Genomic DNA, 17,989 nt, shown 5'->3' with positions numbered 1-17,989 from the left:
CCCGAGATGATGCCGAGCACCGAGGGCTTCTTGGCGACGATCCATTCGGCGAACATCCAGGCGAGAGCCGCCGCGGCGGTGGCGACCTGGGTGTTCAGCATGGCGGCACCGGCAAGGCCGTCGGCCGCCAGTTCCGAACCGGCGTTGAAGCCGAACCAGCCGACCCACAGCAGCGAGGCGCCGATCACCGAATAGACCAGGTTGTGCGGCGCCATGTTAGTGGTGCCGTAGCCTTCGCGCTTGCCCAGGACCAGCGCGCAGACCAGGCCGGCGACGCCGGCGTTGATGTGGACGACCGTGCCGCCGGCGAAGTCGAGCACGCCGGCCGCGCCAAGGAAGCCGCCACCCCAGACCCAATGCGCGATCGGCGCATAGACGACCAGCAGCCACAGCGCCATGAAGATCAGCAGCGCCGAGAACTTCATGCGCTCGGCGAAGGCACCGGCGATGAGGGCAGGCGTGATGATGGCGAAGGTCATCTGGAACATCGAGAAGACGAACTCGGGAATGTTCGCGACCCCCGGCAGCCACAGCGTCGAAACGGTGACGCCGTGATGGAAGAACCTCGAGAAGCCGCCGATGTAGTTGTTCATGCTGGCGGATTCATTGGTGGTGAAGGCCAGCGAATAGCCGAACATGAACCACAGCACCGTCACCAGGCAGGTGATGGCAAAGCTCTGCATGATGGTGGCGAGCACGTTCTTCTTGCGTACCATGCCGCCGTAGAACAGCGCCAGGCCCGGAATGGTCATCATCAGCACCAGGGCCGTGGAGGTCAGCATCCAGGCGGTGTTGCCGGTGTCGAGCACCGGGGTGGGCGCGGCAGCAGGCGCGGCGGCGGCAGCGGCCGGAGCGGCTTGCTGCGCAAAGGCGGCGACGCTGCCCAATGCTGCCAGAGCAAGCGAGCCCAGAAGGGCCGCCCGCCCCGTCGTCTTCAAGGTGGAAGAAATATTCATTGAACTCTCCATTGGAATACGTGTTCGCCGCTCAGAGCGCGTCGGTGTCTGTTTCGCCGGTGCGGATGCGCACCGCCTGATCGATGCCGAAAACGAAGATCTTGCCGTCGCCGATCTGGCCGGTCTTGGCCGCTGCGGTGATGGCTTCGACGGCCTTGTCGACCATGTCGGCACTGACAGCGACCTCGATCTTGATCTTCGGCAGGAAACTGACCGCGTATTCCGCGCCGCGATAGATTTCCGTATGTCCCTTCTGACGCCCGTAGCCTTTGACTTCGGTGACGGTCAGGCCCTGGATGCCGACGGCGGTGAGCGCTTCGCGTACCTCGTCCAGCTTGAACGGCTTGATGATTGCCATCACGATTTTCATAAGGTTTCACCCTTTGCTGTTGCGGTCCCCCGCGTTTGCTCGACTTCACCGATCCCAAAGAGCCGGAGAGTGCCCACAAGGATTCAAGCCCCGTGCCAAGTGCCGAAGCAGCATGTTAAACTATTGTAAAAAAAGTGAATTTAGCGATTGGAGGCAGCAAGTGCCAATGCCTGCGGCACATCACATGCTCAAAAAATATGCAATTTTTCGAAATTGCCTAATTTGCCGGCTTTGAGCATGACCCCTCAAAGCCGAGCCGGGTTTTCTCGGACAAACGGTTTTCGTTTGTCCGGTGATCCTGCTCAAACAAGACTCGCAACGCTCAACGCTTGAGCCGGATCAAGCCTTCCTGGGCCATCGAGGCGATCAGCGTGCCGTCGCGCGCGTAGAGCGTGCCGCGGCTGAAGCCGCGCGATCCCGAACTCGACGGGCTGTCCTGCGCATAGAGCAGCCAGCCGTCGAGCGAATGCGGCCGGTGGAACCACATCGAATGGTCGAGACTCGCCGCCTGGATGTCGGGATCGAACAGGCCGCGCCCATGCGCGAAGGTCGAGGTGTCCAGCAGCGTCATGTCCGAGAGATAGGCCAGCAGCACCGATTGCAGCGCGCGGTCGTCGGGAACCGGGCCGGCAAGGCGGATCCAGACATTCTGCCGGGGCGGCAGCTTGTCGCGGCTTTCATAGTGCTGGAGATTGACCGGCCTGAGCTCCAGCGGCCGCTCGCGCGCCCAGAAGCGGCGCACCGCCTCCGGCACGCGTTCGGCTCTTTCGAGCAGCTGGCGCTGCGTCAGCAGCCCTTCCGGCGGCGGCACGTCGTCGGGCAGCGCGAACTGGTGCTCCAGCCCCTTCTCGTCGACCTGGAACGAGGCTTCCAGCGAAAAGATCGCCTGTCCATGCTGGATCGCCAGCACGCGTCGGGTGGTGAAGGAGCCGCCGTCGCGGATGCGGTCGACCTCGTAGACGATCGGCACCTTGATATCGCCCGGCCGCATGAAATAGCCGTGCAGCGAATGCACGAAGCGGTCCGGTTCCACCGTCCGCTGCGCCGCAACCAGCGCCTGGGCGATGGTCTGGCCGCCGAACACGCGCTGCCACTCCACCTGGGGGCTGCGACCACGATACAGATTGTGTTCCAGCCTCTCGAGGTCGAGAATGCTCAGAAGCTCGTCGATCGCCGCCGTCATGTTTTGTGACCTCGCCGCAAAATTGCTATGGCGGTTTCCGACAGGAAGAACGAGCCGTCAAGGGCGCGGGCCAGGGCCGGCGCGCAAGGAGCCAAGACAATGGAACGCAAGGCGGACGCCAAGACCAGATCCGGGCTCGATGTTCTCGTCGCCGGCGCCGGCTATGTCGGCCTGGCCACCGCCGTCTCGCTGAAGCAGGCGCGACCGCATCTGGCCGTGGCGCTGGTCGATGCCGCGCCCGCCGGCGCCTGGCAAAGGGACGGCCGCGCCTCGGCCATCGCCGCGGCCGCCTGCCGCATGCTCGACCAACTCGGCGTCTGGGCCGAGATCGCGCCGCAGGCGCAGGCGATCACCGAGATGATCATCACCGATTCGCGCAGCGCCGATCCGGTGCGCCCGGTGTTCCTGACCTTCGGCGGCGAAGTGGCGCCGGGCGAGCCCTTCGCCCATATGGTCGCCAACAAGTCGCTCAACGGCGCCTTGCGCGCCAGGGCCGAAACGCTCGGCATCGACATCATCGAAGGTGTCGCCGTGCAGGGTTTCGAGACCAATGCCGCCGGTATCACCGTGCATCTGGCCGACGGGGCCGCGTTGACCGCACGGTTGCTGGTCGCCGCCGACGGCGTCAATTCGAAGCTGCGCGACATGGCCGGCATCAAGACGGTGAAGTGGGACTATGGCCAGTCCGGCATCGTCTGCACTGTGGCGCATGAACGCCCGCACAATGGCCGTGCCGAAGAGCACTTCTTGCCGGCCGGCCCCTTCGCCACGCTGCCGCTGAAACCCGATGAGGACGGCACAAACCGCTCGTCGATCGTCTGGGTCGAACGCACGCAGGACGCCAAAGCGCTGGTGGAAGGCGACGATCTCGTCTTCGAGCATGAGCTCGAACAGCGTTTCGGCCTGAAGCTCGGCGAGATCCGCGTCGCCGACAAGCCGCGCGCGTGGCCGCTCGGCCTGACCATCGCGCGCGCCTTCGTCGCTCCGCGCGTGGCCCTTGCCGGCGACGCCGCCCACGGCATCCATCCGATCGCCGGCCAGGGCCTCAATCTCGGCTTCAAGGACGTGGCGGCGCTTGCCGAAGTAATCGTCGAGGCCGACAGGCTGGGCCAGGACATCGGCGCGCTCGACGTGCTCGAACGCTACCAGCAATGGCGCCGTTTCGACACGGTGCAGATGGGCGTCACGACGGATGTGCTGAACCGGCTGTTTTCCAACGACATCACCCCGCTGCGCGCCGTCCGCGACATCGGCCTCGGCCTCGTCGAGCGCATGCCGCGCCTGAAGGAGTTTTTCATCCGGCAGGCGTCGGGATTGTCCGCAAACACGCCGCGGCTGCTGAAAGGCGAGGCGATCTAGCCTTTCGTATAGTCAGGCCCAAAACGCGTCGGCAGGCCGTCGGCGAATTTCAACCAGGGGAGCTTCTCCTCAAAAGCGACATGCAGTGTTGGTGCAAATTTTTCCGGCTCCTCCATCGCCGCGGCAAAGAAATGCATGACGCCGGACATGTTCCTTGAGCGGAAAGACAGTGGCGAGCCACAGTGATCGCAAAATGCTCTTTCCACACCGGGAGAAGAGTTGAATACCTTCGGTGGCTTGCCCAGCCATCGCCATTGGTGGTCCAAGACGCCAATATAGGTGGTCATCGGCGCAGAACATTGCCGGCGACAACTTTCACAATGACAGCTTACGCATGCTTGTGCCGGACCATCGACCTCGAAAGCAATGGCGCCACATAGACAATGACCGCGCATGCGAATTCTCCTTGAGCCAATCGACTGACCGATAATTTATACCGGTCGCAGTGGGGGGAGCCGCCATGAAATGCGCTGAGCTGGAGCCCAATTCCGACTCGAAGCAAGCGATTGTGTTCGCGTGCGCGAGGCGTTGCCTCCAGGCTGCATTCACTACGCGTTGGCTGCACAGCCTAGTTCACTTCAAAACCCAGCTTTTGCCGCAGCCGCAGCATGCGCTGGTCGGCGATCTCGAGGCGCTTCTCGCCACCTTGGGCGGCGCGGTTGACCATCTGCAGCAGATCGTTGCGCTCGGCGACGTCGAGACGCTCGCGCAGGAACGGCGCCAGCTTGTCGATGACGACGGTGGTGTCGTCGATCTGTGAGGCCGCCCATTTGGCGTAGATCACCGCCTCGTCGGTCTTCTTCTTGTCGGCGATCTCGGAGATCACCGCCCGGATGACGGCTTCGCGCTGCGGCAGGATAGGCCCATTCTCGGAGACGATCGATGCAATCAGCGTCGCGGCGGCCACCACCGGATCGTCGATCGCCGTCAGCGGCGACAGGGCCGCCTGCTTGCGCAGTTTCTTGCGCCTGATGTTGCCTTGCACGCGCCCGACGACATCGGCGACCTCGCGCGCGGCGTCGTTCATGGCCTTCATCCGGTACCACCAGAACGCAGCCGCTCCCAGCACGCCAAGGACAGCAATCAGGAAAGGCATGTCAAATCCCCCGGAAATCCGAGGGACGATAAGAGAACTGTCGCGCTGCTTCAACACGCGCGGGTTGCTTGCGGCGAAGAAAATTCAATTTGCGGCTGGTGAAGCTTAGGCGAATAACAAGCCTGGCCCACGGGCCTTGCCGTCGAAGCCGGACGCCATCTATGACCCCGGCACGTTGTAGATCGCGCGCACCTCGATGGTGCCGATCTCGGCCAGCGGGATCTCGCCGGCCATTTCCAGCGCCTCGTCGAGATCCTTCGCCTCGATCATGACGAAACCGAGCAACTGCTCCTTTGTTTCGGCGAACGGGCCGTCGGTGACCAGCCGCTTGCCCTGGCGCCTGCGAACGGATTTCGAGGTTTTCACCGGTTGCAGCGCTTGCGCGATGATCAGCATCCCGCGTTGGTCCAATGACCGGTCATGGGCCAGCGAATCGGCGTCGAGCTTGGCCAACCGCTCTGTCGTCATGGCGTGGAGATCTTTCTCCTCACCATAAACCAGGCAAACATATCGCATGTCCATCTCCCTTATCGCGACGAATCATAGGATGAGGCGATCAGGCTGTCAGCCGGGCCTTTGACCGCCGCATGGTCGAGAAAGCACACCCCGACCCCGATGATGGCGACCGCCGCAAGCAGCCGGCCGAAGCCGGGCGCCGGCGGATCCAGCCAGAAGTCTTCCTGTCGCTCAGGCCCGTGGCCCGGGCTCTTCCACAGTGCGAAAAACAGATTGTGCATGTGAACCTCCATCAGGCCACAAATCCCATGGCCGCCCACAGGACGGCCGGGCCGCATGGAAGTCGACATTTTTGCGCGGATCTTTTTTCCGGAAACCCCAAAACTTTTTCCGAAGGCAAATGCGCCGTCATTGTGCCGTGGTCCAAACAGCGCAGTGGTCTTCGCGCCCACCCGCGCTATAGTTGACCGGACACCGGGGCTCGCCCGGGCCAAGTTCACGACAACCAAGGAGGACTTCATGGACCGCACCGCAACCGCCGTCTGGAAAGGCAATCTGAAAGAGGGCAAAGGCACGCTCGACAGCCAGAGCGGGACGCTCAAGGGCACGCCCTATTCGTTCAAGGCGCGCTTCGAGGACGAAAGCGGCAAATCCGGCACCAACCCGGAAGAGCTGATCGCGGCTGCGCATGCCGGCTGCTACGCCATGCAGCTTTCGCACTTCCTGGCCGAGAACGGCACGCCCGCCGCCGAACTCGACGCCAAGGCGGTGGTGACGCTGGTTCCAGGCACCGGCATCACCGGCAGCGCGATCACGCTGGTCGGCAAGGTGCCCGGCATCGATGCGGCGAAATTCAAGGAACTGGCCGAGAAAGCCAAGGCCGAATGCCCGGTCTCCAAGGCGCTTGGCGCCATCAAGGTGTCGCTCGACGCCAGGCTCGGCTGAGAAAACTGACAAGCGCCGGTGTAGAAGCTGCCAATCTCCCCCTTTGAGGGGGAGATGTCCGGCAGGACAGAGGGCCAACATCTCGAATGATTGCCAGTTGCCTAGGCGCCCAGCGCGTCAAGCCTGGCGCGAAGGGCAGCGAGCTCCTGCTCCAGCGCCTCCACCCTCGCTTCCAGGTCGGAGTGAGGCATGGCCGGCGTACTGCGTTGCGCCGATAAAGCCGCAACGTCCACCGGGCCGGCGAGAAGATGCACGTAGCGGTCCTCGCGCTGGCCTGGCCCGCGTGGGATTTCCTGCACCAGCGGCGGCCGGCGGCCGATCAGCATGTCGAGTTCACAGCGCAGATCTTCGATCGATGAAAACCGCGCCATGCGCTCGGCTCGAGCCAACAGTTCATGCGCCGTCTGCGGTCCGCGCAGCAGGAGCAGGCCGATCAAGGCGGTCTGCGGCGTGGTCAGCGAGAAGCGCTGCGCCATCTGATGCTCGTAGCGCTCGACGCGCGAGCCGAACATCTGCCGCACCAGCCCCTTCTGCTCGAGCAGCTTCAGGGCCCGGTGCACCTCCGTCTGTTCCAGCGCCATGACCGGGTCGCGCGCCGTCTTCTGGTTGGCGGCGGCAAGGGCCGCGTTGAGCGTCAGCGGATAGACATCCGGCGTCAGCTCCTTCTTCTCGATCAGGCAGCCGAGCACGCGCGCTTCGATGGGGGAGAGGATGGGAAGGTCTTCGCTCATGGATTTCTATACCCAAAGCTTCCGATACCATGACCGTTCGCGAAACGTCTCCCATTTTCGACCGACGGATGCGCTACGAAGCGTCACACTTTTCAGTTCTTTTCCCGCATCAAGGCGCTGGCGTCGGACACATGGTAGCGGCGCAGTGAGCGAGAACTGCGAGCTGAAGCTCATTGCGCTCGACGCGCGAGCCAAACATCTGCCGCACCGCAGGTTCTACCTCCGATCAGCGAGGTATCTACGAAGCGTCACACCCACCAGTCCCTGCTCTCGCATCTCTTCGAAATATTTGGCTGAACCCTCTTTTACATTCAGCGCAGCGCGCGATTTTTTCACTGGAACCACGCGAGCGTCATAGACCTCAAGGGTCGAATCCAAAACATTCACGACCTTACTCTCGGATTTTCCGTCTGGGCCGTTAAAGAAGAACGTCTCAAATTCTCGGATACCCAGTTCCCGCGTGAGATCACCTTGGTCGGCACTCCCATTGGGCCTGGAACGAACAATGCCAGCAATAACTTTTAGGCCCATATCCAAGACGTCTTGGAGATCGGCGTCGACTGCCTTTCCGTGTTTAGATCTCAATTCCCTGACAGCATTTGGAGTAGAGTATGTGCCTTTTGCCACCAGTTCCTTCGTAATTTCATACAAAGCGGTTTTTACGTTGCCTGCTCGAATCCTGCGCACCATTGATCTCTCCAATTGTCAGAGTTTCATCGACTCAATTGGCTGAACTAGGATGTAGCTTGCCTGATTCTTGGGGGAAGGCGAGTCGATTGATGCGCGACCGTAGATTTCGTTACCTGTATCCAAAGGTATTCATTGCGTCGGAGCAAGTGACTTGAAACCGCACAGCGGCTATCCCATATTCCCGCCGGTCGTGCGAACACGATCAACCCGCAAGGGTTACGCAGTGGTAGCCTCAGTTGGATAGAGCGCTCGCCTGCTAAGCGAGAGGACGCGGGTTCGAGCCCCGCCCACTCTCTCTGCGTGTCTAACAGTCGCATTCCAGTAAATAGGTGACTGCCAAAAATAGAGGGTGCGGTTCCCGGCCGCCTCGACGGCTTCCGGTGCGATAGTCATCGACCGCATCCGGCAGCTAAACCCGCCGCTCCACCATCATCTTCTTGATCTCGGCGATCGCCTTGGCCGGGTTGAGGCCCTTGGGGCAGGTCTGCGCGCAGTTCATGATGGTGTGGCAGCGATAGAGCCGGAACGGGTCTTCGAGATTGTCGAGCCGCTCGCCCTTGGCTTCGTCGCGGCTGTCGATCAGCCAGCGATAGGCCTGCAAGAGGGTCGCCGGGCCGAGATAGCGGTCACCGTTCCACCAGTAGCTCGGGCACGAGGTCGAGCAGCAGGCGCACAATATGCACTCGTAGAGCCCGTCGAGCTTTTCGCGGTCCTCATGGCTCTGCAGCCATTCCTTGGCCGGCTGCGGCGACACCGTCTTCAGCCACGGCTCGATCGAGGCGTGCTGGGCGTAGAAATTGGTGAGGTCGGGCACCAGGTCCTTCACCACCTGCATATGCGGCAGCGGATAGACCTTTACCGCACCGGAAATGTCGTCGCAGCCCTTGGTGCAGGCCAGCGTGTTGGAGCCGTCGATGTTCATGGCGCAGGAGCCGCAAATGCCTTCGCGGCAGGAGCGGCGCAAGGTCAGCGTCGGGTCGATCTTGTTCTTGATCCACAGCAGCGCATCGAGCACCATCGGCCCGCAATCGTCCATGTCGACGAAATAGGTGTCGATGCGCGGGTTCTCGTCATCGTCCGGCGACCAGCGGTAGATGCGGTATTCCCGCAGATTGGTGGCGCCTTCCGGCTTCGGCCAGGTCTTGCCCTGCTGGATCTTCGAATTCTTGGGAAGCGTCAGTTCGACCATTACCTCAGGTCCTTTCGGATGACGAGCTTCAGCCCGGACCAGATTTCATTCACGGCGGCGACCTTGACGTCGACAAGGTCGCGCTTCAGCGCTTCAGTGCGCACGATACCCTCGGTGACGTCGGTCGGCACTTTCGATGCCTTCTTCGGCCACGATACCCAGACCATGCCGTCACGCTTGATCGCCGCCTCGACATCGCCAAGGCGATCCTCGATCTCGGCGCGTTGTTTGGTGAAGGCGTGTACGGCGTCGTATCTTTGATGGCTGCCCGAAATGTCGGACCATTCGGCCAGCCGGTCGACCTCTGCGAAATCGACGGCGCCGGCCAGGTCGTCGAGCTCCGCCGGCAGCGCGATGAAGGCGGCAGTCATGCCGTCCTTCAGGCCGAGCTTGGCCGGAAGGGGCTTGCCGGAATATCCCGAGGACGCCAGCGCCATTGTCAGTACACCCTGGCCTTGGGCGCGATCTTGGCAAGGCTGATGCCGCCGTCCTTTTCGGCCAGCAGCGGCTCGGTGTGCACCGGCCGGTAGCTGAGCGTCACCTTGCCGTCTTCGCTCACCCTGGCCAGCGTGTGCTTGCGCCAGGCGGCATCGTCGCGCGCGGAAAAGTCTTCACGCGCATGCGCGCCGCGGCTCTCCTTGCGCGCCTCGGCGCTGTAGACGGTGGTGATGGCGTTGGCCATCAGGTTTTCCAGCTCCAGCGTCTCGACCAGATCGGAATTCCAGATCATCGAGCGGTCGAACACTTTGATGTCCTTGAGCTCGCCCCAGATCTGCGAAATGCGCTTGCAGCCCTTCTCCAGCGATTCCTGGGTGCGGAACACGGCGGCGTCTTCCTGCATCGCCCTCTGCATCTTCTCGCGCAACGCGGCCGTCGGCGTCGAGCCATTGGCGTGGCGCAGCCCGTCGAAGCGATCCATGATCTTCTCGACCGAGGCTTCGTTGGGTGACGGGATCGCCGACTTGCGGTCGATGACCTGGCCGGCGCGGATCGCCGCCGCGCGGCCGAACACCACCAGGTCGATCAGCGAGTTCGAACCCAGCCGGTTGGCGCCGTGCACCGAGGCGCAGCCGGCCTCGCCCACCGCCATCAGCCCGGGCGACACCTTGTCGGGGCTGCGCATCGTCGGGTTCAGCACCTCGCCCCAGTAATTGGTCGGCACGCCGCCCATATTGTAGTGCACCGTCGGCAGCACCGGGATCGGCTCCTTGGTCAGGTCGACGCCGGCGAAGATCTTGGCCGATTCCGAAATGCCGGGCAGCCGCTCATGCAGCACGGCCGGATCGAGATGGTCGAGATGCAGGAAGATGTGGTCCTTGTTCTTGCCGACGCCGCGGCCCTCGCGGATCTCCAGCGTCATGCAGCGCGAGACGACGTCGCGCGAGGCGAGGTCCTTGGCCGACGGCGCATAGCGCTCCATGAAGCGCTCGCCCTCGGAATTGACGAGATAGCCGCCCTCGCCGCGCGCGCCTTCGGTGATCAGGCAGCCGGCGCCGTAGATGCCGGTCGGGTGGAACTGCACGAATTCCATGTCCTGCAGCGGGAAACCGGCTCGCGACGCCATGCCGCCGCCGTCGCCGGTGCAGGTGTGCGCCGAGGTGGCTGAGAAATAGGCGCGGCCATAGCCGCCGGTGGCCAGCACCACCATCTTGGCCGAGAAGCGGTGGATGGTGCCGTCATCGAGGTTCCAGGCAACGACGCCGGTGCAGGTGCCGTCCGGCTCCATGATCAAGTCGAGGGCGAAATACTCGATGAAGAACTGCGCGTTGTTCTTCAGCGACTGGCCGTAGAGCGTGTGCAGGATGGCGTGGCCGGTGCGGTCGGCGGCGGCACAGGTGCGCTGCACCGGCGGGCCTTCGCCGTAATTCATCATGTGGCCGCCGAACGGCCGCTGGTAGATCTTGCCCTCTTCGGTACGCGAGAACGGCACGCCATAGTGCTCGAGCTCGTAGACCGCGGCCGGCGCTTCGCGCACCAGATATTCCATGGCGTCGACATCGCCGAGCCAGTCCGACCCCTTGACGGTGTCGAACATGTGCCATTGCCAGGAATCGGGACCCATATTGGACAGCGAAGCGGCAATGCCGCCTTGCGCGGCCACCGTGTGCGAGCGCGTCGGGAACACTTTGGTGATGCAGGCGGTGCGCAGACCCTGTTCGGCCATGCCGAGGGTGGCGCGCAGCCCCGCTCCCCCGGCGCCGACCACCACCACGTCGAATTTGTGGTCGACAAAATTATAACCTGCCATTTTGGCTGATTTCGCGTCCTTGGCCAACTCAGCCTCCGAATGCCAGCTTGAGCAGGGCGAAGATCGAGGCGACGCCGACCGCTACGGTGAAAAATGTGTTGAGCGCGATCGTCGCCAGCTTCAGGCCTTCGCTGGTGATGTAATCCTCGATGATTACCTGCATGCCGAGCCGCATATGGATGAGCCCGGAGATGAGCACCAGGGCCAGCATCAGCGCCACGAACGGATTGGCGAGCGCCGCGCGCACTTCCGCATAGCCGGAACCGTTGAGCGCGATCAGGAACCCGACGAAGAACAGCATCAGCGGGATGTTGGCGATGGCGGTCAGCCGCTGGCGCCAGAAATGGCCGGTGCCTTCGCGGGCGGAGCCGAGGCCGCGGACTTTCGCCAGCGGCGTGCGCATGTCGGTGTTGTTCTTGCCGCTCATGATCAGGCTCCTCGCGCCATGTAGCCGGCGATCCAGATCAGCAGGGTGAGCAGCACCGAGCCGACAAGCGTCGCCCAGGCGATCTTCGAGGCCGTATGCTTTTCCAGCCCGGCGCCCATATCCCAGACCAGGTGGCGCACGCCGCCCAGCATGTGGTGCATCAGCGCCCAGGTGTAGCCGAACAGGATGAGCCGGCCGAGCCACGTGCCGAAGGCCCAGTTGACCCAGTCGAAGACGCCTTGAGAGCTCGCCGCCGCCATCAGCCAGACCGTGACCAGCAGCGTGCCGAAATAAAGCGCCCCGCCTGTGATGCGATGGATGATCGACATCGTCATGGTGATCGGCGGCCGGTAGATCGTCAGGTGCGGCGAAAGCGGCCGTTCACGTCTGGCGAATTCGCGGGTGGCTGGTGATTTGCTCATGGCTCCCCCAGGTTCGGCGTCTTCGTGCATGTCGCCCAAAAGTGACCTCGATTTTGGAGGACGGCATGCACAAAACAAGAATCCAAAGCGCGTCGCATGAATCCGTTTCGGCGCGACGCGATTTAGCCTCAGATGGAAATGCGGCATTGCCGCTTCCGGTTGCGACTTCGGACAGGCGGTTTCTAATGCTCTTTTTGCACCGCGTCAAAGCCAGAAAATCGTTTTGGAAACGTCATTTAGTCTGACAAAAAGGCAGCTCGGGCTTCAATCGATTAGGGGTGGAGGACCCAAAGCCGGCTCGATATCGCTGCAGTGCAGCATAAGCGACTTCTTGGCCGTGCGGCCTAGCGCTTGCAGGTCTGCGGCGTCGAGCCCCTCTTCATCACCAACGCCTCACGCCCGTCGATCACGATTGCGTTATGCGTGGCGGCTTCCTGGTAGCGGCTGGACTGGTTGGCGGGCGACGCCGCAAACTCCCCGATCGCGCCATTCGGCTCGATCACACGCAACGACGAGCCGAGATTCTGGATGGTGATCGCGCTGCCATTGCCGCATCCATAGGTTGCCGTACCCGCCGTGGATCGCGGCGCGGTGAGGTCGGTGGTGATCCTGGTTGCCGGTGCTGGGTGCGCCGATGCCGGGGGCGCCGCGGCTGCGATGGACTGCTGAGCCGGCGCGGGCGAGACGACATTGGCCGCCTTCGGCGCGCCATCCTGCGGCACACAGGCCGCAACGACGGCAAGCAACGGGAAAACGGACACCCAAACCGTCCGGCGTAACCCCATATGCTGTCCTCCCGCGCGGCAGACTAGCCACGATGTTGCGCCAAGATCAAGGTTGCCCCGAGGCTGCCTTTGGGTCCATCCGATGCCGGCCGCGATGGTGCCGCCAAGCATGGCCGAATGATGGCTATCGGGTTTTCCCTCCAGTCGGAAATTAACCATGTTTGACGAGACATCGCGGCGCAAAGCTGCGGCCTCTTAACAAAGGTTAAGAAAAGGTTAATTTCTGATTCGAGGAGCCATGCATCTCGCCCAAAAGTGCGTCGGCGGTTTTGGGGCAACGACATGCATCCAGACAAGTAATGAAAAAGCGCGTCTCGACGCGCTTTGGCCTCTAACCATCGGGAAGACCATGCGTTCGAACTCAAGCAGATCACGCCTCTCGGCGCTTATGGTGGCGGTCTCGCTCGCCGGTCTGGCGACGCCCACGCTGGCCAATGGGCGCCACCAGGATCGCGTCTACGCCGATTCCTTCGGCAATCTCGTCATCGACAGCGCCGCCGGCTACAAGCGCATCATCGTCGGCCAAGGCAAGCTGGCCAAGAAGCTGGCCGACTACACCAGCGCCGGCCAGCCCAAGGTGATCTACCAGAACGAATCCGACGAGATTTCAGGCTATGGCGATTGCTACCGGCCGCCGGTCTTCGTCAAAGGGCGCAGCTACATGTACGGGCTTTCCGACGGCGAGATGCCGGAGCTCAGCCCCTGCCGCTAAAGCAATTCGCCGTTTCACGGAACGGCGAAGAGATGGATCAGGATGACGGCTCGACCGAAATCATGCTGACCTGGAAGTGATGACGACTGCGCCGGACGACCACTCGCCTCCCGGCCCGGCCGAGACACGTACGCAGTCGCGCCCGGCATTCTTCGCCAGGTAGAGCGCCTCGTCGGCGCGCCGCATGAGATCGGCGGTGGTTTCACCGGGATGAAGTTCGGCAACCCCGAAACTCGCCGTGCAGCGATTGTCCGCCGGCAGTCCGTCGATGGGCAGCGCGCCGAACGCGCTGCGCGTGCCCTCGGCGAACAGCCGGGCGGCGGCCAGATTGGTTCCGGGCAGGATGATGGCGAATTCCTCGCCGCCGATGCGGCCCGCGACATGGTGCCCAGCGGCGGCTTCGCGCAGGAAACCGGCAAAGGTCTCGATCACCCGGTCGCCGGAGGCATGGCCGAAATTGTCGTTGATGCTCTTGAAATGATCGAGGTCGGCGATGACCAGCGCGACCGGCACGCCTTGCCGCACGGCGCCAAGCACGGCCTGTTCGGCCTGGCGCGTGAAAGCACCGCGATTGAGCAGTCTGGACAGCGTATCGGTCTCCGATCTCGACGTCACTTCGGCCAATACGTCGCGGACAAGGATGGCCAGGGTCAGCAGCGCCACGGCCAGGGCAAAGACGGTGCCGAGTGATTGCGACACCAGCGCGTAGCTGCTTTGCAGATAGGCCTGCGGATTGGCGCCCCAGCCGCCGAGCGCATGCGCGATGAACGGCTTTGAGGCGAACTGCACGCCGCTGGCGGCGAGCACCGCCATCAGGATGCGATCGAGCCGGCCGCGCCTTTGCCTGGACGACCAGACGATGGCCAATCCGACGAATTGCATGACGGCATAGGGGAGCTGGTAGGCCATCATGCGCACCTGCGACTGGCGCGGCAGGTCTTGCACGAAATAGACGACGATGGTGGCGGCGACCAGGAAGAACAGCATCGGCGACCATGGCGGCGCGACGCCGTATTTGCGGGCCAGTCCGACGTTGAAGGCTATTGTTGCGCCAAGGAAAACCGCGAAGGCGGTGACCACCGGCAGCCGGGCATCGCTAAAGGCGGGAATGCTGAATTCGATCGCGGAATAGACCATGCCCAGGACATAGCCACAAGCAAACCAGCGCGCCGGGGCGCGCCCGACATCATGAAACGCGACCGCCATGAAGGATGCCGCCAGCAGGCCGGCGACCGACAGATTGATCAACAAGATGAAGTTCGCGCCGCTCATCTCTTTCGCCCCCCGTGTCTCACCTAAACACCGACGGGCGAAAAAGACGTTAACATGTACGGCTTCAGCCGGCCTTGGACGGCTCCGGTACGAACAGCGTTTCGGACCGTTCGTACGACAGGCGCACACTGTCGCGGCCGTTTTTCTTGGCCTTGTAAAGCGCCTCGTCGGCGCGGCGCATCAACGGCTCCAGCGCTTCCTCGCCGCTGCGGGCCGCCACGCCGAAACTGGCGGTGACCTTGGTGTCGGCGGGAAGCCCGTCGACGCCGCCTGCCGAATAGAGCGTGCGCACAGCCTCGGCGAACAGGCGCGCGGCGGCGAGATCGGTCAAGGGCAGGAGCACGGCGAACTCCTCGCCGCCGATGCGTCCGGCAGCGCCGCGCGCGCCGGTGGCCGACCGGAGCTTGGCGGCGAAATCGGCGATCACCCGATCGCCGGCGGGATGCCCGTGCACATCGTTGAGCGCCTTGAAATGATCGAGGTCGGCCAGCACCAGCGCCACCGGGAACCTTGCCACCGCGCAATGCCGCAGGATCTGGGCCGCGCGCTCCTCGAAGCCGCGCCGGTTGAGCAGGCCCGAAAGCGGATCGGTGTGCGTCTCGGCCTTCAGGGCCTTCATGACGTCGAGGGCCGCGGCGGTGAACAGGCAAAGCGCGATGAGCAGCGACAGCAGCGCATGCGACAGCAGCGCCGTCGTCCAGTAGGACGAGCCGTAGAACCCGTCATAGCTGGTGAACGGTCCGTGCGCGATGACGACGACGAGGGTTCGCACGAAGAAGTTGAGGCCCGACAGCAGCGACAGCACGAACAGGATCTTCTCGGTCGGGCCGTTGTTGCGCACCGGCCGCAATTCGGCGGTGACCAGAAGGCTTAGACCGCCGAAGGCGAAATTCATCGCCAGGATACGCCAGGTGAGATCCGGCGCGACGAACAGGAACCAGCAGAACGAGGCCAGCCCGCCACCGGCCAGCACGCCGATCGCCACATAGGGCACCTTGCGGCCATAACGGGCGACGATGGCGCCCGACAGGCAGCAGCCGGCGATGGCGAAGCAGATGTTGGACACCAGCTTGGTCAGCACCATGCCGATGGGCAAGGTGAAATACTGGAACAGAAAGCCGGGCGCCGAAACACAATAGCTGAGCGCCAGCACGGCCAGATAGGGCCGGTGACGCTGATAGGCCCACAGCACGAAGAAGGCCGCGCCGAGGGCCAGCGCGATCGTCGGATTGAGCAGCGCTATGAACAGGCCGGTGTCCAAAGGACGGTGACTTCCCCTCGCTTGACGTCCGGGAAGACCTTAGGGCGCAAGCCCAAACAAGCGGTTAAGCCCGAAGGCATATGCGGACCGCGCGAAATGAAAAAGACCCCGGAACCGCAATGCAGTCCGGGGTCCGGCATCGGAACGTGTGGACCGGAGGTTATTTCCAGTCGCGGATGTCGACGAAGTGGCCGGCGATCGCCGCCGCCGCCGCCATGGCCGGCGACACCAGATGGGTGCGGCCCTTGAAGCCCTGCCTTCCCTCGAAATTGCGGTTCGAGGTCGAGGCGCAGCGTTCATGCGGCTTCAGCCGGTCGTCGTTCATGGCAAGGCACATCGAGCAACCCGGCTCGCGCCAGTCGAAACCGGCGGCGAGGAAGATCTTGTCGAGACCCTCGGCTTCCGCCTGTTCCTTGACCAGGCCGGAGCCCGGCACGATCATGGCGTTGACGCGCGGATTGACGGTCTTGCCCTCGATCACCTTGGCGGCGGCGCGCAGATCCTCGATGCGGCCATTGGTGCAGGAACCGATGAAGACACGGTCGAGCGCGATGTCGGTGATCCTGGTGCCCGGCGTCAGGCCCATATAGTCCAGCGCCCGCTGCTTGGAGGTGCGCTTGTTCTCGTCGGCGATATCGTCCGGATTCGGCACGATGCCTTGCACGGAGACGACATCCTCGGGCGAGGAGCCCCAGGAAACGATCGGCGGCAGCTTGGCCGCGTCGAGCACGATCACCTTGTCGAAATGCGCGCCTTCGTCCGACTGCAGCGTCGTCCAGTAGGCGAGCGCGGCGTCCCAGGCCGCGCCCTTCGGCGCGCGCGGCTTGTCCTTGACATAGGCGAAGGTGGTCTCGTCGGCGGCGATCAGCCCGGCGCGCGCACCGCCCTCGATCGACATGTTGCAGATCGTCATGCGGCCTTCCATCGACAGCGAGCGGATCGCCTCGCCGGCATATTCGATGACGTAGCCGGTGCCGCCGGCAGTGCCGATCTCGCCGATGATGGCAAGGATGATGTCCTTGGCCGTGACGCCTTCCGGCAACTGGCCGTCGACGCGCACCAGCATGTTCTTGGCCTTGCGCTGGATCAGCGTCTGCGTCGCCAGCACATGCTCGACTTCCGACGTGCCGATGCCGTGCGCCAGCGCGCCGAACGCGCCATGCGTCGAAGTGTGGCTGTCGCCGCAAACGATGGTCATGCCGGGCAGCGTAAAGCCCTGTTCTGGGCCGATGATGTGGACGATGCCCTGGCGGATATCGTTCTCGGAATAATATTCGACGCCGAAGTCCTTGGCGTTCTTGGCCAGCGCCTCGACCTGGATGCGGCTTTCCTCGTTCTTGATGCCGAACTTGCGCTCGGGCGAGGTCGAGACATTGTGATCGACGACGGCCAACGTCTTTTCCGGATGGCGGACTTTTCTGCCGCTCAGGCGCAGGCCTTCGAAGGCCTGCGGGCTGGTCACTTCATGGACCAGATGGCGGTCGATATAGAGCAGGCAGGTACCGTCGTCCTGGCGGTCGACGACGTGGTCGTCGAAAATCTTGTCGTAGAGGGTGCGCGGTGCGCTCATGTGCGTAAATCCGTCGATATGAGAATGGGAAGAGTGTAACGCCGCAAGCCCTTGGCCCGGCGAAAGCGGTCTAGCTAAGTCGGCTGGTCAAAGCGCCGCAGACGCGCGCGGAGAAGCGCGACGGCAGGCGTTTTCTGTCCTGCAGCACGAACCCCTTGTAGGCCGGATCGCCAAAAAGCTCTTCCATGGCGTGGCTCATACCAATGTTTTGGCTTTTCGGCAATTGCGCCGTGCGCTGCGTGTCGTAAGCACATGAGTTGTCCGGATTAGGTAGCACATGAGTTGTCCGGTTTTATCGCCAGCCAATGGAGGCTGGG

At 63.2% G+C, this 17,989-nt stretch carries 21 protein-coding genes and 1 tRNA gene; 4 read left to right on the top strand and 18 right to left on the bottom strand.

Translation table 11 applies throughout. The annotated features are described in order from the left end of the window. The 3 genes from FJ546_RS30895 to tesB form a co-directional block, all read right to left on the bottom strand. Positions 1-782: ammonium transporter (locus FJ546_RS30895; RefSeq protein ID WP_246687033.1), on the bottom strand; the 782-nt coding region annotated here is incomplete at its 3' end. Positions 783-987: 205 nt separating this feature from the next. After that, on the bottom strand, positions 988-1,326 hold the full coding sequence (locus FJ546_RS30890) for a P-II family nitrogen regulator (protein WP_013528889.1): 339 nt from the start codon (positions 1,324-1,326) through the stop codon (positions 988-990). A gap of 322 nt (positions 1,327-1,648) precedes the next feature. Continuing rightward, on the bottom strand, positions 1,649-2,509 hold the full coding sequence (tesB, locus tag FJ546_RS30885) for an acyl-CoA thioesterase II (protein WP_140893002.1): 861 nt from the start codon (positions 2,507-2,509) through the stop codon (positions 1,649-1,651). A gap of 99 nt (positions 2,510-2,608) precedes the next feature. On the opposite strand from tesB, the gene FJ546_RS30880 reads away from it, so the two are divergent. Next, a complete protein-coding gene (locus FJ546_RS30880) occupies positions 2,609-3,868 on the top strand; it encodes a ubiquinone biosynthesis hydroxylase (protein ID WP_140893000.1) in 1,260 nt (419 codons plus the stop codon). On the opposite strand, the gene FJ546_RS30875 is transcribed toward FJ546_RS30880, so the two are convergent. The 4 genes from FJ546_RS30875 to FJ546_RS31865 all read right to left on the bottom strand — a co-directional run bounded on the left by FJ546_RS30875 (position 3,865) and on the right by FJ546_RS31865 (position 5,941). Next, entirely contained in the window at positions 3,865-4,263 is a 399-nt protein-coding gene (locus FJ546_RS30875; RefSeq protein WP_140892999.1) for a GFA family protein, read from the bottom strand. The genes FJ546_RS30880 and FJ546_RS30875 overlap by 4 nt on opposite strands. A gap of 173 nt (positions 4,264-4,436) precedes the next feature. Continuing rightward, complete coding sequence (locus tag FJ546_RS30870) at positions 4,437-4,964, bottom strand: hypothetical protein (RefSeq protein WP_095774769.1); 528 nt, start codon at positions 4,962-4,964, stop codon at positions 4,437-4,439. Positions 4,965-5,123: 159 nt separating this feature from the next. After that, positions 5,124-5,480: a YciI family protein gene (locus tag FJ546_RS30865; RefSeq protein ID WP_140892997.1), complete on the bottom strand. Its 357-nt coding sequence runs from the start codon at positions 5,478-5,480 to the stop codon at positions 5,124-5,126. An 11-nt stretch (positions 5,481-5,491) separates the two neighbouring features. Beyond that, the gene (locus FJ546_RS31865; RefSeq protein WP_246687031.1) at positions 5,492-5,941 is read right to left on the bottom strand and encodes a hypothetical protein; all 450 of its coding nucleotides are present in this window, start codon (positions 5,939-5,941) and stop codon (positions 5,492-5,494) included. On the opposite strand from FJ546_RS31865, the gene FJ546_RS30855 reads away from it, so the two are divergent. Next, positions 5,940-6,365, top strand: coding sequence for an OsmC family protein (locus FJ546_RS30855; RefSeq protein ID WP_010912297.1), 426 nt, complete (start codon positions 5,940-5,942; stop codon positions 6,363-6,365). The genes FJ546_RS31865 and FJ546_RS30855 overlap by 2 nt on opposite strands. A gap of 101 nt (positions 6,366-6,466) precedes the next feature. Here the strand turns inward: FJ546_RS30855 and FJ546_RS30850 are convergent, their stop codons facing one another. Both FJ546_RS30850 and FJ546_RS30845 read right to left on the bottom strand, forming a co-directional pair. After that, positions 6,467-7,096 carry a DUF480 domain-containing protein gene (locus FJ546_RS30850; RefSeq protein ID WP_140892996.1) on the bottom strand — a complete coding sequence of 210 codons (630 nt, stop codon included), beginning with the start codon at positions 7,094-7,096 and terminating at the stop codon, positions 6,467-6,469. A gap of 216 nt (positions 7,097-7,312) precedes the next feature. Beyond that, positions 7,313-7,786 (bottom strand): hypothetical protein, encoded by a 474-nt coding sequence (locus FJ546_RS30845; protein ID WP_140892994.1) that lies wholly within the window; start codon positions 7,784-7,786, stop codon positions 7,313-7,315. Between the two features lie 219 nt (positions 7,787-8,005). Here FJ546_RS30845 and FJ546_RS30840 point away from each other — a divergent pair. After that, a tRNA-Ser gene (locus tag FJ546_RS30840) sits at positions 8,006-8,081 on the top strand. A gap of 114 nt (positions 8,082-8,195) precedes the next feature. On the opposite strand, the gene FJ546_RS30835 is transcribed toward FJ546_RS30840, so the two are convergent. From FJ546_RS30835 to FJ546_RS30810, 6 genes are all read right to left on the bottom strand, one after another. Next, positions 8,196-8,975: a succinate dehydrogenase iron-sulfur subunit gene (locus tag FJ546_RS30835; protein ID WP_010912301.1), complete on the bottom strand. Its 780-nt coding sequence runs from the start codon at positions 8,973-8,975 to the stop codon at positions 8,196-8,198. Further along, a complete protein-coding gene (locus FJ546_RS30830) occupies positions 8,975-9,412 on the bottom strand; it encodes a DUF3052 family protein (RefSeq protein ID WP_140892992.1) in 438 nt (145 codons plus the stop codon). Before FJ546_RS30830 ends, FJ546_RS30835 begins: the two co-directional genes overlap by 1 nt. 2 nt (positions 9,413-9,414) lie before the next feature. Continuing rightward, positions 9,415-11,250 (bottom strand): succinate dehydrogenase flavoprotein subunit, encoded by a 1,836-nt coding sequence (gene sdhA / locus FJ546_RS30825; protein WP_140892990.1) that lies wholly within the window; start codon positions 11,248-11,250, stop codon positions 9,415-9,417. 1 nt (position 11,251) lies between these two features. Continuing rightward, positions 11,252-11,650, bottom strand: a complete 399-nt coding sequence (gene sdhD / locus FJ546_RS30820; protein WP_140892989.1) for a succinate dehydrogenase, hydrophobic membrane anchor protein — start codon at positions 11,648-11,650, stop codon at positions 11,252-11,254. Positions 11,651-11,652: 2 nt separating this feature from the next. Then, positions 11,653-12,072, bottom strand: a complete 420-nt coding sequence (gene sdhC, locus FJ546_RS30815) for a succinate dehydrogenase, cytochrome b556 subunit (RefSeq protein WP_140892987.1) — start codon at positions 12,070-12,072, stop codon at positions 11,653-11,655. 344 nt (positions 12,073-12,416) lie between these two features. Further along, a complete protein-coding gene (locus tag FJ546_RS30810; protein ID WP_140892986.1) occupies positions 12,417-12,857 on the bottom strand; it encodes a hypothetical protein in 441 nt (146 codons plus the stop codon). A 349-nt stretch (positions 12,858-13,206) separates the two neighbouring features. Between FJ546_RS30810 and FJ546_RS30805 the strand changes: the two genes are divergently transcribed. After that, positions 13,207-13,569 carry a hypothetical protein gene (locus FJ546_RS30805; protein WP_140892984.1) on the top strand — a complete coding sequence of 121 codons (363 nt, stop codon included), beginning with the start codon at positions 13,207-13,209 and terminating at the stop codon, positions 13,567-13,569. A gap of 60 nt (positions 13,570-13,629) precedes the next feature. Here FJ546_RS30805 and FJ546_RS30800 read toward each other — a convergent pair whose 3' ends face one another. From FJ546_RS30800 to leuC, 3 genes are all read right to left on the bottom strand, one after another. Then, entirely contained in the window at positions 13,630-14,841 is a 1,212-nt protein-coding gene (locus FJ546_RS30800) for a GGDEF domain-containing protein (RefSeq protein WP_140892983.1), read from the bottom strand. 64 nt (positions 14,842-14,905) lie between these two features. After that, positions 14,906-16,102: a GGDEF domain-containing protein gene (locus tag FJ546_RS30795; protein WP_140892981.1), complete on the bottom strand. Its 1,197-nt coding sequence runs from the start codon at positions 16,100-16,102 to the stop codon at positions 14,906-14,908. A gap of 160 nt (positions 16,103-16,262) precedes the next feature. Next, positions 16,263-17,672 carry a 3-isopropylmalate dehydratase large subunit gene (leuC, locus tag FJ546_RS30790; protein WP_140892979.1) on the bottom strand — a complete coding sequence of 470 codons (1,410 nt, stop codon included), beginning with the start codon at positions 17,670-17,672 and terminating at the stop codon, positions 16,263-16,265. Positions 17,673-17,989 lie beyond the last annotated feature (317 nt).

Origin of the sequence: Mesorhizobium sp. B2-4-19 (assembly GCF_006441315.1) — a bacterium.
In the GTDB taxonomy this organism is placed as follows: domain Bacteria; phylum Pseudomonadota; class Alphaproteobacteria; order Rhizobiales; family Rhizobiaceae; genus Mesorhizobium.
This window is presented reverse-complemented; position numbering and strand designations above follow the sequence as displayed.

Coding starts and splice junctions, on each gene's coding strand:
- FJ546_RS30890 (WP_013528889.1), bottom strand. CDS start 1,326: ATGAAAATCGTGATGGCAATCATCAAGCCGTTCAAGCTGGACGAGGTA.
- tesB (WP_140893002.1), bottom strand. CDS start 2,509: ATGACGGCGGCGATCGACGAGCTTCTGAGCATTCTCGACCTCGAGAGG.
- FJ546_RS30880 (WP_140893000.1), top strand. CDS start 2,609: ATGGAACGCAAGGCGGACGCCAAGACCAGATCCGGGCTCGATGTTCTC.
- FJ546_RS30875 (WP_140892999.1), bottom strand. CDS start 4,263: ATGCGCGGTCATTGTCTATGTGGCGCCATTGCTTTCGAGGTCGATGGT.
- FJ546_RS30870 (WP_095774769.1), bottom strand. CDS start 4,964: ATGCCTTTCCTGATTGCTGTCCTTGGCGTGCTGGGAGCGGCTGCGTTC.
- FJ546_RS30865 (WP_140892997.1), bottom strand. CDS start 5,480: ATGCGATATGTTTGCCTGGTTTATGGTGAGGAGAAAGATCTCCACGCC.
- FJ546_RS30855 (WP_010912297.1), top strand. CDS start 5,940: ATGGACCGCACCGCAACCGCCGTCTGGAAAGGCAATCTGAAAGAGGGC.
- FJ546_RS31865 (WP_246687031.1), bottom strand. CDS start 5,941: ATGAAGTCCTCCTTGGTTGTCGTGAACTTGGCCCGGGCGAGCCCCGGT.
- FJ546_RS30850 (WP_140892996.1), bottom strand. CDS start 7,096: ATGAGCGAAGACCTTCCCATCCTCTCCCCCATCGAAGCGCGCGTGCTC.
- FJ546_RS30845 (WP_140892994.1), bottom strand. CDS start 7,786: ATGGTGCGCAGGATTCGAGCAGGCAACGTAAAAACCGCTTTGTATGAA.
- FJ546_RS30835 (WP_010912301.1), bottom strand. CDS start 8,975: ATGGTCGAACTGACGCTTCCCAAGAATTCGAAGATCCAGCAGGGCAAG.
- FJ546_RS30830 (WP_140892992.1), bottom strand. CDS start 9,412: ATGGCGCTGGCGTCCTCGGGATATTCCGGCAAGCCCCTTCCGGCCAAG.
- sdhD (WP_140892989.1), bottom strand. CDS start 11,650: ATGAGCGGCAAGAACAACACCGACATGCGCACGCCGCTGGCGAAAGTC.
- sdhC (WP_140892987.1), bottom strand. CDS start 12,072: ATGAGCAAATCACCAGCCACCCGCGAATTCGCCAGACGTGAACGGCCG.
- FJ546_RS30810 (WP_140892986.1), bottom strand. CDS start 12,857: ATGGGGTTACGCCGGACGGTTTGGGTGTCCGTTTTCCCGTTGCTTGCC.
- FJ546_RS30805 (WP_140892984.1), top strand. CDS start 13,207: ATGCGTTCGAACTCAAGCAGATCACGCCTCTCGGCGCTTATGGTGGCG.
- FJ546_RS30800 (WP_140892983.1), bottom strand. CDS start 14,841: ATGAGCGGCGCGAACTTCATCTTGTTGATCAATCTGTCGGTCGCCGGC.
- leuC (WP_140892979.1), bottom strand. CDS start 17,672: ATGAGCGCACCGCGCACCCTCTACGACAAGATTTTCGACGACCACGTC.